Raw genomic sequence first — 12,606 nt, 5'->3', positions numbered from 1 at the left:
ACAGACTGACACGCGTTCCTAATCCCGCCCTGGGCGGTCCGGGAGCGGAGGGACGACGGGCGCGCGGCAACTCCGGGGAAGACGCGCCCTCACCACCGCCCCGGAGAGCAGGTTCCCCGGAGTCGTGCGAGGGGGAGGTCGGCTAGGGGTAGGGCCAGGGGTTCTTGGCGCAGCCCTCGAGGCCGAGGGTCTGCTGCTGCATGACCGGCGCGAGCCGGCCGGCGCCGGGGCACTGCTGGTGCCCGTTGCCGAGGGCGTGGCCGACCTCGTGGTTGATGACGTAGAGCCGGTAGGTGGCGACGTCGCCCTGGTAGTCGGGGACGGCGGTCTCCCAGCGGGCCAGGTTGATGACCGCGCGGTCGCCGTAGCGGCAGGAGGTGTAGCCGCCGGTGCCGACCCCGGGGCAGTAGGTCTCCATGTTGCCGGGGCTGATGAGCGTCACCTTGAAGTCGTAGGCGCCCGAGGCGGCCTCGGCCGGCCCGACGCGCTGGAACGACATCCGCCCGCCGCTCCCCCACGACCGCGGGTCGCCGAGCGTGCTCTCGACCGCGGCGGCGAACCCGGCGCCGTCCACCCCGATGCCGTCCTCCACCTCGACGACGAACCGCTGCAGCGGGCCGGTGCCGTACACCTGGGAGGCCCCGTCGACGACGGAGACCGTGCCCGCGCCCTGCTGGACGAAGCCGATCTGGTCGGGTGCCGGCGGGGCGGTCTCGATCGGCCCGGCGTCACCCTGCGCGGGCGCGGTCACGTCGGCGGGCACGGGGTCGCTCGTGGGCGCCGGCGCCGTCGTGGCAGGCAGTTGCGCGGCCGCGGTGCCGGCGTCGGTGCGCGCCGTCGTCGTCCCGCTGCGGACCAGGTCGACGAGGGTGAGCACGGTGGCGATGGTGAGGATCGGGATCGCGTAGGCCCGCCATCCCCAGCGGGACACGAAGCGGCGCACCCGTCCGGCCGGACGACGTGCGGGCGGGCGGTCCCGCGGCTCGCGGCGGGGCGGCACCGGCGGGCGCGGGCCGGCCGCGTCCGCGGGCGTCCGGACGTCGCTGCGGCGGCGGGACGGGAGAGGGACCTCGCCGCGGACGGGAGCCGGATGGGGGCGGGGGGCACCGGGCGGCACACGAGGCAGGTCGCGGCGCGCGACACCGGCGTCCGCGAGCCGGCGCCGGGGTCCGGGAGCCGGCGGGTGAGGTCGGGGGCGCTCGCCCGGCCCGCGGCCGGGAGGTGCGTCCGCGGGGCTCACCCGGCCAGGCTCTCACGGCTCGCGGGCGTGGCGGCAGACCCGGCCGGCGACGGCGTGTGCCGGACCGACTCGTACCGGTGATGCCGGCGCTAGCGCTCTCGGCCCTCCCCGGCGACGTCCTCGGCCAGGGCCAGCACGGCGCGGGCCGTCGGCTCCGGCGCCTCCATCATCGCGACGTGCCCGACGCCGTCCAGGACGAGCAGCCGGCCGTCGGGGACGGCGGCGGCCAGCCGGGGTCCGAGCGCGGGGTCGACGAGCCGGTCCCGGTCGCCCCACACGACCAGCGTCGGCGGGCGCAGGGAGCGGGCGGCGCGCCAGGCGTTGGCCGCGCCGATCCGCAGGTAGGAGGTGATCAGCCCGCGCATGCTGCGGGTCAGCGCCCGCCCGGCCCACGGCTGCGCGGCGCGCTCACGCATCTCGTCCAGCGCCTGCTGCAACCGGGCGCGGGGGATGCGGCGCGGGTCGCCGAAGCACATCTGCACCATCCCGCGCACCTGCTGCTCCGGGGTCACGCCGGCCATCCGGCGCTCGGCGATCGACGGGACGCCGGGCAGCAGGAGCAGCAGGAGGGCCCGGTTGAACGCGGGCGGGACCCGGTAGACCGGCATCGCCGGGGAGACCAGCGTCAGGGAGGCGACGAGGTCGGGCCGGCGGGCGGCCACCATGAGCGCCGCCATGCCGCCGAGGGAGTTGCCCAGCAGGTGCACCGGCCGGCCCGACGCCTCGCCCGGCTCGGCGGCGATCCGCTCGAGGACGTCGATGACGGCGGCCACGTGGCCGCGCATGGAGTACGAGCCGCGGGACGGCGGGTGCGACCGGCCGAAGCCGGGCAGGTCGATGGCCCACCCGTCGAACCGGACGGCGAGCAGCGCGGCCAGGTCGGTCCAGTTGGTCGACGCCCCGCCGAGGCCGTGCACGTAGAGGGCCCGTTCCCGGGGTGCGCCGTCCGGCCCGCCGTCGACCGGGCCGGTCCACGGCGTCCGCCGGACGAACACCTCCCCGCCCCGCACCAGCACCGGCTCCCCCGGCCAGGGCGGCGGCACGAGGTCGACCGACGGCAGCGGCGTCTCCGACAGCCGGGCCGTGCGGACGGCTACCGCCGCGGTGGGGGGCTCGGCAGTGCGGGTCACCCGCCGACGGTAGGTCAGGCCGGTCCGCGGCGCGCGAGGCGGTGACCCGTCGGTAACATCCGTGCGTCATGTCACTGTCCCGGCCCGACGCCTCCCCCGCCCGGCGCACCTCGCGCCTGCCCCGTGGCGCGCGCCGTGCCCAGCTGCTGCAGGCCGCGCAGGAGGTCTTCGTCGCCCAGGGCTTCCACGCCGCGGCGATGGACGACATCGCCGACCGCGCCGGGGTCAGCAAGCCCGTGCTCTACCAGCACTTCCCCGGCAAGCGAGAGCTGTACCTGGCGCTGCTCGAGCAACAGGTCACGGCGCTCACCGACCGGGTGAGCCAGGCGATGTCCGGCACCGACGACAACCGCACCCGCGTCAACGGCGCCGTCGGTGCCTACTTCGACTTCATCAACGACGAGGGCGCCGCCTTCCGGCTGGTGTTCGAGTCCGATCTGCGCAACGACGACGAGGTGCGGGAGCTCGCCGACCGCGGCCACCTCGCCTGCGTCGAGGCGATCGCCGAGGTGATCGGGGCCGACACCGGCCTGGACCGCGAGCGCTCGCTGCTGCTGGCCTCGGGCATGACCGGGCTGGCCGAGACCAGCGCCCGCTGGTGGCTGGACCGCAAGGGCACCGTCTCCCGGGACGAGGCGGTGTCGCTCATGACCTCGCTGTCGTGGCGGGGCATCTCCCGGTTCCCCCGGCTCGAGGGCGGCGAGACGCCGGCGTCGTGAGGGCCGGCCCCGTTCGCTGACGGCGCAGCCTCGCCGCAGGTCCGCGCCACACCGCTGCACTAGCGTGGGTCACAGCCGCGCAATTCGAGGAGGCATCCCCCCGTGGAAGTCAAGATCGGTGTCCAACACTCCCCCCGGGAGCTGGTCATCGACAGCCCCCAGACCCCCGACGAGATCGCAGCCGAGGTGGCCAAGGCCATGTCCGGCGCCACGAAGGACGGCCTGCTGACGCTGGTCGACGAGCGTGGCCGGCGGGTCCTCGTGCCCGTCGACCGCATCGCCTACGTGGAGATCGCCCAGGCCGACCAGCGCCGGGTGGGCTTCATCGCCGGGTCCTGACGACCGAAACCCGAGGGGGCGTCTCCGCACCGCGGAGGCGCCCCCTCGGCGTTCCTGGGAGTGCCCCTGTTCCTGGGAGTGCCCCTGGTGCAGGGAGCCGCGCCGGGCGTGCGAGGCGTGGGGGCACCGGGTCCTCTCACAGGTCGACGGTGGTGCGCCAGGCCTCCGGCGGTCCCGCGGTCTCGGCCACCAGCTCCTCGCACAGCGCGGCCACGCGGTCGGGGTCGATCGGCCGGTCCACCCCGGCGAGGCCCCGGACGGTGACGGTCGCGACGTGGACTCCCTCGGGGGCCAGTGCCCGGGCCTGCGCCTCCGTCAGCGCCCGGAGCGCCGCCTCCTGGACACCGATCGTCGCCGTCGAGGCGGCCGACCGGTCAGCCGCACCCCCGACCGTGACCAGGACGGTGCCCGAGCCGCGCTCGCGCATCCCGGGCAGGACGGCGCGGACGGCGGTCTGGAGCGCGACCGCCCCGGCGGCCAGGTCGGCCAGCAGGTCCTCGGGGGCGAGCTCCGGCACGGTCACCCGGCGGCCGGCCGGGACGTCGACGAGCAGCACGCCGGCCGGGCCGAAGGTGTCCAGGAACAGGTCGAGCGCCGCCGTCAGCGACGCGGGGTCGGCCGCCTCCGCGGGGGCCCGTCCGGCGAGGACGCCGTGAGCGGCGAGGTCGGACTGCAGCTCCGCCAGCTCCTCCTCGCGTCGAGCCACCAGGCCGACGGCGTACCCCCGGGTGCCGAGACGGCGGGCCGTGGCGAGAGGGATGCCGGGGCCGGCCCCCACGACCAGCAGGTGCTCCACGGGGCCTCCTGTCAGGGGTTGAGCCCGAGGGTCTTCATCCGCTCGGTGTGGGCGGAGGTGATGCGCTCGATGAGCCGGCCGAGCCCGGTCAGGTCCCCCGTGCCCGCCATGATCAGCCGGGCGAGGTCGTCGCGCTCGGCGATCACCGCCTGCGACTGGGTGATCGCCTCCCCCACGAGGCGGCGTCCCCACAGCGCGAGCCGGCCGGCGACGGTGCGGTGTGCGGCGATCGCCGCGCGGACCTCGCGGACGGCGAAGTCGGCGTGGCCGGTGTCGGCGAGCACGTCGAGGATCAGCGCCCGGTCCGGATCGGGCAGGAACGTCGCGATCTCGCGGTAGAAGTCCGCGGCCAGCCCGTCCCCGACGTAGGCCTTCACCAGCCCCTCGAGCCAGGTGCGGGGGCGGGTGCTCGCGTGGAAGGCGTCGAGCGCGGCGACGAAGGGCGTCATCGCGGCGGTCGGGTCGGCCCCGAGCTCCGCGAGGCGGGTGGTGAGCCGGGTGTGGTGGCCGATCTCGGCGGCGGCCATCTCCGCCAGCGCCGCACGACCGGCGAGGGTGGGCGCCAGCCGCGCGTCCTCCGCGAGCCGGTCGAAGGCGGTCAGCTCGGCGTAGGCGAGCACCCCCAGCAGGTCGACGACGGCGCGCTCGTCGACCGACGTCACGGGCACCTCCAGGGTTCACCGACACGGGACCCGCCTGCCCGTCCGGGGGGCTCCAGGGGCCCCGGGCAGCGCGGCGCGGAGAGGCTAACCGGTGCGCACGCTACGATGGGAATCGGCGAGCCCTCGGTTCGCTTGTGTATCTGTGCGCTGACGACCGCTGGACGACGCCCTCCGGGGCTGTCTCCCGGGCCGATCCGACGCCCGGTCTGCTGGCCGCGTCGGCGCTGGAACTGATCCCGCGACAACCGACCGGGACGGGTGTGACGCGGCCCTCCGCCGCCGGAGCCGGTCCCCCAGTAGACCAGAGGCGAGAGCACTGACCTCCATCGACGACACCACCCCCGGCCCCGACCTCGAGCACGCCGAGATTGGCGCCCCCGCCCCCGAGCAGCTCGAGCAGGCCACCGAGGAGCTCGGCGGCGCCCCGGTCGCCGAGGACGCCCCGCTGTTCAGCGACTTCGACGTCCACCCCGACGTCGTCGCGGCGCTGGCCGAGGCCGGCATCACCCGCACCTTCGCCATCCAGGAGCTCACCCTCCCGCTCGCGCTGGCCGGCAACGACCTCATCGGGCAGGCCCGCACGGGCACCGGCAAGACCCTCGGCTTCGGCGTCCCCCTCCTGCAGCGCGTCGTCCCCGCGGCCGAGGGCGGCGACGGCGTCCCGCAGGCGCTGGTCGTCGTCCCCACCCGTGAGCTGTGCGTGCAGGTCGCCCGCGACCTCGGCACCGCCGGCTCCAGGCGCGGCATCCGCGTGCAGGCCATCTACGGCGGCCGCGCGTTCGAGCCGCAGGTCCAGGCGCTGCAGAGCGGCGTCGAGGTCGTCGTCGGCACCCCGGGCAGGCTGCTCGACCTGGCCCAGCAGGGCCACCTGATCCTGGGCAAGGTCCGCGTGCTCGTCCTCGACGAGGCCGACGAGATGCTCGACCTGGGCTTCCTGCCCGACATCGAGCGGATCCTGGCGATGGTCCCGGAGAAGCGGCAGACGATGCTGTTCTCCGCGACGATGCCCGGCCCGATCGTCACCCTCTCCCGGTCGTTCATGACCCAGCCGACGCACATCCGGGCGCACGGCAACGACGAGGGCTCGACGGTCCCGCAGACCACGCAGTTCATCTACCGGGCACACAACCTGGACAAGCCCGAGCTGCTCGCCCGGGTGCTGCAGGCCCGCGACCGCGGGCTGGCGATGGTCTTCTGCCGCACGAAGCGGACCGCGCAGAAGGTCGCCGACGAGCTGGTCGAGCGCGGCTTCGCCGCCGCCGCCGTGCACGGCGACCTCGGCCAGGGCGCCCGCGAGCAGGCGCTGCGTGCCTTCCGCAGCGGCAAGGTCGACGTCCTGGTCGCCACCGACGTCGCCGCTCGTGGCATCGACGTCACCGGCGTCAGCCACGTCGTCAACTACCAGTGCCCCGAGGACGAGAAGACCTACGTGCACCGCATCGGCCGCACGGGCCGCGCCGGCTCCACCGGCGTCGCGGTCACCCTGGTCGACTGGGACGACATCCCGCGCTGGCAGCTGATCAACAAGGCGCTGGACCTCGACTTCACCGACCCGCCGGAGACCTACTCCACCTCGCCGTGGGTCTACACCGACCTCGACGTCCCCGAGGGCGCGACCGGCCGGCTGCCCCGCGCACAGCGGACCCGCGAGGGCCTGGACGCCGAGGCCCTCGAGGACCTCGGCGAGACCGGCAAGCGCACCCGCTCCGGCAGCCGCGGTCCTGGCCGCGAGGACGCCGAGAAGCAGGACGCCGACAAGAAGCCGGCGCGGTCGAACCGTCCGCGTCGCCGGACCCGCGGTGGCGGCGCCGCCGCGGCCGCCGGTGAGGCTCCGGCCGCTGCCGCTGCCGCGACCGCGACGGGCGAGGCCCCGGCGGGCGAGGTCGCGGCCTCCGGCGAGGCGGCCAGGCCCCGCCGCCGTCGGCGGCGCCGGGGCGGCGCCAACCGCGGCTCCGCCGAGCCCGCCGCCTGATGACCCACCCGTGACCGCCCTGAAGCGTCCGCCCCTGCGGGTGTGGGTGTGGACGGCGGCCACGCTGGCGCTGGTCGTCGTCGCCGCCCTGCTGTGGCGGGGGTCCGACGCAGCGGCCACCCAGAGCACCACGACCGGACCGGCCGGCGTCCCCACGGGGACGCCGGCCGGCGCCGTCTCCGCCGCCTGGACCTCCCCGACGACGGGCGCGGACGACGCCCCCCGCGCGTCGGTGTTCGGCGGCCGGGTGCTGGTCGGGGACGAGCACGGGATCCGGGCGCTCGACGCGGACACCGGCGAGGAGGCGTGGCGCTACACCCGCGCCAACGCGGTGATGTGCGACTGGACGCTGGTCGGCGGCCGGGTGGTCGCCGTCTTCCGCACCGAGGACCGCTGCGACGAGGCGGTCGCGCTCGTGGCGGACACCGGCGTGCGGTCGTGGACGCGGAACGTCGACCTCCGGTCCGACGTGGTCCTGCACAGCACCGAGGGCATCGTGCTGGCCGCGAGCCCGACCGGCGTCGTCACGATCGACCCGGTCGGCGACAACACCCGCTGGCGCCAGGCACCGACCGAGGGCTGCCGGCTGCTCGACGCCGACGTCGGATCGGCGGGGGTCGTCGTCGTCCAGCGCTGCGCCGACGCGCTGCAGCTGCGCCTGTTCGACGGCTTCGAGGGCAGCCCGCGCTGGACCCGCGACCTGCCCGGCGCGACCGCGACACTGGCCGGCGTCGACCGGGCCGTGGTCCTCGCGGCGGACGACGGCGTGCAGGTGTACGCCGGTGCCGACGGCACCCCCCTCGGCGCCCCCCTGACCGCCGCGGCCGACGGGACGGCGAGCGCCCGCGGCATCGGGGACACCCTCCTCGTGCTGGCCGGCGGCACGCTGTCCGCCGTCGACCAGGCCACCGGCGTCCTGCGCTGGGACACCCCCGCGACCGGGCTCCCCACGGGGCCGGCCGTCGCGGGGTCGGGCACCGCCGCGACGCCGGTCCCCGTCGCGGAGGACGGCGCCGTCGTCGTCCGCGACCTCGCCACCGGTGCGGAGGTGGGCCGCTCGGCGGTCGCCGGCCTGCGTCCGGGCGGGCTGACGACCGTGGCCGGGCCGGTGGTCGTCCTGCAGCTGCCCGATCGGGTGATCGCCTTCCGCTGACCCGGGGGAGGCACCGGGCTGCGCGCCGGGGTTGACTGGGGGTCATGGTGATGCCCGGTGGCCCCGACCCCAGCACCCCCCTCTCCATCGCCCCGGACGACCTGCGGCAGCTGGCCGAGCACGACGCGCGGCACCGCACCTTCCCCGGTGGGGCCGGGCCCCTCACCGCCCTGGACACCGGAGGGGACGGCGCCGTCGGGACCGTCCTCATGGTCGCCGGGTACACGGGCAGCAAGGAGGACTTCGCGCCGCTGCTGCGGCCGCTGTGCGCCGCCGGCCTGCGCGTCGTCGCGCTCGACCAGCGGGGCCAGTTCGAGTCGCCCGGCCCCGACGACCCCGCCCGCTACAGCGTCGCGGAGCTCGCGGCCGACCTGGTCGCCGTCGCCCGGCAGCTGCGCGCCGAGGGCGTCGGCCGGCTGCACCTGGTCGGGCACAGCTTCGGCGGGCTGGTCGGCCGGGCCGCCGTCCTCGCCGACCCGTCCGCGTTCGACTCGCTGACCCTGCTCGGCTCCGGGCCCTCGCGGCTGGTCGGCCCGCGCGCCGAGCTGCTCGACCACCTCTCCCCCCTGCTCGACGCCGGCGGGGTGCCGCTGGTGCAGCAGGCGCTGGAGCAGCTGGCGATGACCGACCCCAAGGCGCAGGAGGTGCCCGCCGCGACCCGCGCGTTCCTCGACCGCCGGTTCCTGGCCAACAGCGCCGCCGGCCTGCGCGGCATGGCCGACGCGATGACCACCGAGCCCGACCGGGTCGCCGAGCTGGCCGCCAGCGGCGTCCCCGTCCTGGTCGCGCACGGCATCGCCGACGACGCGTGGACCCCGGCCGCGCAGGAGGACATGGCCCGGCGGCTGGGTGCCCGCTACGAGGTCGTCCCCGGCTCCATCCACTCCCCCGCCATCGAGAACCCGCTCCGGACGCTGGAGGTCCTGCAGGACTTCTGGGCCTCGGTCCCGGCGCGCGCCGACGACGGCCGGGACGCCGCGGTGCCGTCGTGACCCTCTCGGCGCGGTCCTGGACGGCGGAGGAGGACCTGCTCGGGTTCTTCGGGCCCGACAGCGTCACGTGGCGGGTGCACGCGGACCCCGTGTTCTCCGTCGGGGGCCTGCGGGCGCTGCTGCTGCAGGCGCTGCACCCGGTCGCGATGGACGGCGTCGCGACCTTCTCGGAGGGCTTCCGCACCGACCCGTGGCCGCGGTTGGTCCGGACCGCCGCCTACGTCGACACCCTGACCTTCGGCACCCGCCGCGAGGCGGTGCGCGCGGTGCGGCGGGTGCGCGGCATCCACCGGCGGCTGGCCGGCGTGGAGCCGGCCAGCGGTCGCGCCTACCGGGTCGACGACCCGGACCTGCTGCTGTGGGTGCACTGCTGCGAGGTCGACTCCCTGCTCGACGCCGCCCACCGGACCGGGGTGGTGCGGGCCGGAGCCGACGCCGACCGTTACGTCGCCGAGCAGGTGACCGCGGCCGTCCTCGTCGGGTGCACCGAGGCCGACGTGCCGCGCAGCGTCGCCGGACTCGCCCGCTACCTCACCGCCGTGCGCCCGTCGCTGGCGGTGACGCCGGCGGCCCGCGACGCGCTGCGGCTGGTGGTGACGCCGCCGATGCCGGCCTGGGTCCGGTGGCTCACCCCGGCCCGCCCGGCGTGGGGCACCCTGGCGTCGCTGGCGGTCGCCACGCTGCCCCCGTGGGCCCGGCGGATGTACTCGCTGCCCGGGTCGGGAGTGACCGACGCCGCGGCGACGGCGGCCCTCCGGGCCTTCCGCCAGGGGATGCTGCGGCTCCCGCCCCGGGCCCGGCGCTCCCCGATCGTGTGGGCCGGCCTCGAGCGCGTCGCCCGGGCGGTGCCGGTCAGCGCGTGAACCCCGGCGTCCCCCGGTCGCCGTCAGCCGACGGCCGGGGTCTCCTCGGCGAGGAAGCTCCAGGTCTCCCGCGGCGGGGTCGCCGCCTGGCCGACCGCGCAGCTGGGCCGGAAGTCGCACCAGCCGCACTGACGCCCCGGCACCGCGGGGAACGCGACGTCCCGGTCCTCGCCGGCGTCCACCGCGGCGGTGGCCGTGGCGATGTCGGCGGCGATGTCCTCGGCCCGCCGGACGTGGTTGGCCAGCGACCGGTCGGTGTGCTCGAACGCGGCGACCGTCCCGCTGGGCAGGTGGTGCAGCTCCACCCGGCTGCAGGGACGGCGCAGGGTGCGGCGCACCCCCAGCACGTAGGCGGCCAGGGCGGGTGACCCGCGGGCCTCGTCGTCGGTGCTGACCGCCCGGCCGGTCTTGTAGTCCACGACCACCAGCTCGTCGCCGCGCTGGTCGATGCGGTCGACCCGGCCCGACAGCGCCAGCCGCTCGGTCGTGGCGGCCACCTGCCGCTCGGTGCCGACCGGCTCGTCGGTGGGGTCGAGGCCGGCCACGTAGTCGGTGAGCCAGCCGGCGGCCCGGGCCCGCCACCGGTCGGCCTGCTCGGCGTCGCGGAACCCGGCCGTCGACCAGACCGAGTACAGCAGCTGCCGGGCCGCGGCCGGCGTCCGCTTCGGCACCGTCAGCTCCCACCAGGAACGCAGCGCGGCGTGCACCGCCGACCCCACGGTGTTGTGCGCCCACGGCGGGCCCTTGGGCGGGGTCGGCCGGTCGAGGTAGCCGAACCGGTACCGGCGCGGGCAGTCCGCGAAGGCGGCCAGCTTGCTCGGCGTGGCCGGGAACAGCCGCCGGGGCATGCCGGGCATCTCCAGCTGCTCGCCTCCCACACCGCCACGCTAACCGCCGGGGCCGACGGTCCCGCGTCAGTCGCGGTACGGCGCGGCGCCGGTGCCGGCGGCGAGCAGGGCGTCGAGCTGGTCGGGCGCCGTCGTGCAGGCGCCGATCGGCGTCGTCTTGTTCGTGCCGTGGTAGTCGCTGGAGCCGGTGACCAGCAAGCCGAGGTCGCCGGCCAGACCCCGAAGGTGCGCCCGCTCCTCCACGTCGTGGTCGGGGTGGTCGACCTCCAGGCCCAGCAGCCCGGCCGCGACCATCGCCGCGATCGCCTCGTCCCCGACCACCCGGCCCCGCTTGGTCGCCAGGCCGTGCGCGAAGACCGGCACCCCGCCGGCCGCCCGCACCAGGGCGATGCCGTCCAGGACGTCGGTGTCGGCCTTCGCCACGTAGTAGGGGCTGCGGTGGTGCAGCAGCGTGGTGAAGGCGTGGTCGACGGACTCGACGACCCCGGCCTCGACCAGGGCGCGCGCCACGTGCGGCCGGCCGACCACGCCGCCGCCCGAGCGCTCCACGATCTCCGCCCAGGCGACTGGGTAGCCGGCCTCGGCGAGGGAGGTCACGATGCGCTCCCCCCGGCCGAGGCGCTCGGCGCGCAGCCGCGCCCGCTCCTCGGCCAGGGCCGGGTGCGCGGGGTCGAACAGGTAGGCCAGCAGGTGCACGCTGATCGGCGGCGCCCCGGCCGGGAACCAGCGGCAGGACAGCTCCATGCCCGGGACGACGGTCAGCCCCGCGGGCCGCGCCGCCTCCGCCTCCGCCCAGCCGCCGGTGGTGTCGTGGTCGGTGAGCGCGACGACGTCCAGGCCGGCGGCCGAGGCCGTGGCGAGCAGGTCGGCGGGGCTCTGGGTGCCGTCGGAGACCGACGAGTGGGTGTGGAGGTCGATCCGCATCACCGGTCAGCCTGCCGCACGGGGGTCGTTCCCGCCGGGAGACCCGGCACTCAGCGTCGTCGTCCGGCCACCCGCGGGGCCCGCGGACGCCGCCGGATCGGCTGGGTGTCCCGGCGTCCGCCCTCGGGGCCCGGACGGGCGGCGCGGCGGCGCGGCTCCGGGTTGCCCTCGTCGTCCCCCGAGTCCGCGCCGTTCTTGCCGAACAGCAGGTTGCTGACCTTGCGGTAGAGGAGGTCGGCGCGAGGCAGGTAGGTGATCTCCGACAGGGCCTGCTGCTGCCCGGCGGACTCGAAGCGGAACGTGCCGTAACCCAGCAGCTGTCCGAACAGCGTCTCCTTGTACGTCAGGTCGGTGATCCGGCGCAGCGGCAGCAGCGCGACCGTGCGCACGATGAGACCGCTGGTCAGCAGCACCCGGCGGTTGGTGACGATGAAGTGCCGCATCCACCACTCACCGACCCGCAGGCCGAGGAACACCACGGCGCCCACGAGCACGAGGAAACCGGCGGTCGTGGACACCCGGTTGTCGCGGTCGAGCAGCAGCAGCCAGAGGCCCAGGGCGAGGAACGGCAGCGTCTTCACCGTCGGCTCGAACAGCACCGCCCAGTGCCGGCGGGTGGCGACCACCGGTGGCTGCTCGAGTGGGAGGAGGTACTTCTCGGCGTCCTTGCTCCACTGCGGCCGGCGGCCGTCGGACGGCGGCGGGGTCTCTGCCGGACCGGACACGGCGCGCGGTCAGACCAGCGACCCGACGAAGGCCGCGAACGACGACGCCGCGTCGCCGAGCCACTGACCGGCGGTGCGGACGATCTCGGCGGAGCTCTCGGGGGCCTGGATGATGTAGAAGATCACGAAGGCGACGACCAGCCAGGTGAGGACCTTCTTGAGGTTCACCATCACCTCCGCGGGTGCGTGTCGGGAGCGTGGAGACGACGGTGTCCCCACGGCGGATCCCATGGGTAACACAGG

General features: G+C 76.3%; 14 protein-coding genes. 6 read left to right on the top strand and 8 right to left on the bottom strand.

Annotated features, from left to right (window positions below; translation table 11 throughout):
- Positions 1-142: 142 nt before the first annotated feature.
- Together ACI784_RS11840 and ACI784_RS11835 are read right to left on the bottom strand one after the other, a co-directional pair.
- Positions 143-931 (bottom strand): DUF3152 domain-containing protein, encoded by a 789-nt coding sequence (locus ACI784_RS11840; RefSeq protein ID WP_457013616.1) that lies wholly within the window; start codon positions 929-931, stop codon positions 143-145.
- A 398-nt stretch (positions 932-1,329) separates the two neighbouring features.
- A complete protein-coding gene (locus ACI784_RS11835) occupies positions 1,330-2,370 on the bottom strand; it encodes an alpha/beta fold hydrolase (protein WP_457013615.1) in 1,041 nt (346 codons plus the stop codon).
- Positions 2,371-2,438: 68 nt separating this feature from the next.
- Between ACI784_RS11835 and ACI784_RS11830 the strand changes: the two genes are divergently transcribed.
- A complete protein-coding gene (locus ACI784_RS11830; RefSeq protein WP_456923806.1) occupies positions 2,439-3,089 on the top strand; it encodes a TetR/AcrR family transcriptional regulator in 651 nt (216 codons plus the stop codon).
- Positions 3,090-3,191: 102 nt separating this feature from the next.
- A complete protein-coding gene (locus tag ACI784_RS11825; RefSeq protein ID WP_456923807.1) occupies positions 3,192-3,428 on the top strand; it encodes a DUF3107 domain-containing protein in 237 nt (78 codons plus the stop codon).
- Positions 3,429-3,564: 136 nt separating this feature from the next.
- On the opposite strand, the gene ACI784_RS11820 is transcribed toward ACI784_RS11825, so the two are convergent.
- Both ACI784_RS11820 and ACI784_RS11815 read right to left on the bottom strand, forming a co-directional pair.
- Positions 3,565-4,224, bottom strand: coding sequence for an SDR family NAD(P)-dependent oxidoreductase (locus tag ACI784_RS11820; RefSeq protein WP_457013614.1), 660 nt, complete (start codon positions 4,222-4,224; stop codon positions 3,565-3,567).
- Between the two features lie 11 nt (positions 4,225-4,235).
- Positions 4,236-4,886: a ferritin-like fold-containing protein gene (locus ACI784_RS11815; RefSeq protein WP_456923809.1), complete on the bottom strand. Its 651-nt coding sequence runs from the start codon at positions 4,884-4,886 to the stop codon at positions 4,236-4,238.
- Between the two features lie 367 nt (positions 4,887-5,253).
- Between ACI784_RS11815 and ACI784_RS11810 the strand changes: the two genes are divergently transcribed.
- Genes ACI784_RS11810 through ACI784_RS11795 form a run of 4 tightly spaced genes read left to right on the top strand, consistent with a single transcriptional unit; the run spans position 5,254 to position 9,866 of the window.
- Complete coding sequence (locus tag ACI784_RS11810) at positions 5,254-6,858, top strand: DEAD/DEAH box helicase (RefSeq protein WP_457013629.1); 1,605 nt, start codon at positions 5,254-5,256, stop codon at positions 6,856-6,858.
- Positions 6,859-6,868: 10 nt separating this feature from the next.
- Positions 6,869-8,011, top strand: coding sequence for an outer membrane protein assembly factor BamB family protein (locus ACI784_RS11805; protein ID WP_457013613.1), 1,143 nt, complete (start codon positions 6,869-6,871; stop codon positions 8,009-8,011).
- Positions 8,012-8,055: 44 nt separating this feature from the next.
- Positions 8,056-9,003 (top strand): alpha/beta fold hydrolase, encoded by a 948-nt coding sequence (locus ACI784_RS11800; RefSeq protein ID WP_457013612.1) that lies wholly within the window; start codon positions 8,056-8,058, stop codon positions 9,001-9,003.
- On the top strand, positions 9,000-9,866 hold the full coding sequence (locus ACI784_RS11795; RefSeq protein ID WP_457013611.1) for an oxygenase MpaB family protein: 867 nt from the start codon (positions 9,000-9,002) through the stop codon (positions 9,864-9,866). The genes ACI784_RS11800 and ACI784_RS11795 overlap by 4 nt, the downstream gene beginning before the upstream one ends.
- Before the next feature lie 23 nt (positions 9,867-9,889).
- Here the strand turns inward: ACI784_RS11795 and ACI784_RS11790 are convergent, their stop codons facing one another.
- The 4 genes from ACI784_RS11790 to ACI784_RS11775 are packed head-to-tail and all read right to left on the bottom strand — an operon-like array spanning position 9,890 to position 12,531.
- The gene (locus tag ACI784_RS11790) at positions 9,890-10,744 is read right to left on the bottom strand and encodes a RecB family exonuclease (RefSeq protein ID WP_456923813.1); all 855 of its coding nucleotides are present in this window, start codon (positions 10,742-10,744) and stop codon (positions 9,890-9,892) included.
- A gap of 36 nt (positions 10,745-10,780) precedes the next feature.
- Positions 10,781-11,638 carry a PHP domain-containing protein gene (locus ACI784_RS11785; protein WP_457013610.1) on the bottom strand — a complete coding sequence of 286 codons (858 nt, stop codon included), beginning with the start codon at positions 11,636-11,638 and terminating at the stop codon, positions 10,781-10,783.
- Between the two features lie 50 nt (positions 11,639-11,688).
- Complete coding sequence (locus ACI784_RS11780) at positions 11,689-12,363, bottom strand: PH domain-containing protein (protein WP_457013609.1); 675 nt, start codon at positions 12,361-12,363, stop codon at positions 11,689-11,691.
- Between the two features lie 9 nt (positions 12,364-12,372).
- Entirely contained in the window at positions 12,373-12,531 is a 159-nt protein-coding gene (locus tag ACI784_RS11775) for a hypothetical protein (RefSeq protein WP_456923816.1), read from the bottom strand.
- Positions 12,532-12,606: the final 75 nt, after the last annotated feature.

It is taken from the genome of Geodermatophilus sp. SYSU D01186 (assembly GCF_054050215.1).
The sequence above is the reverse complement of the archived record's forward strand: the minus strand, read 5'-3'. Positions and strand labels throughout refer to the sequence as shown.

Bases quoted from the DNA above. Each gene is read 5' to 3' on its own strand.
- ACI784_RS11830 (WP_456923806.1), top strand. From the start codon at position 2,439: ATGTCACTGTCCCGGCCCGACGCCTCCCCCGCCCGGCGCACCTCGCGC.
- ACI784_RS11785 (WP_457013610.1), bottom strand. From the start codon at position 11,638: ATGCGGATCGACCTCCACACCCACTCGTCGGTCTCCGACGGCACCCAG.
- ACI784_RS11800 (WP_457013612.1), top strand. From the start codon at position 8,056: ATGGTGATGCCCGGTGGCCCCGACCCCAGCACCCCCCTCTCCATCGCC.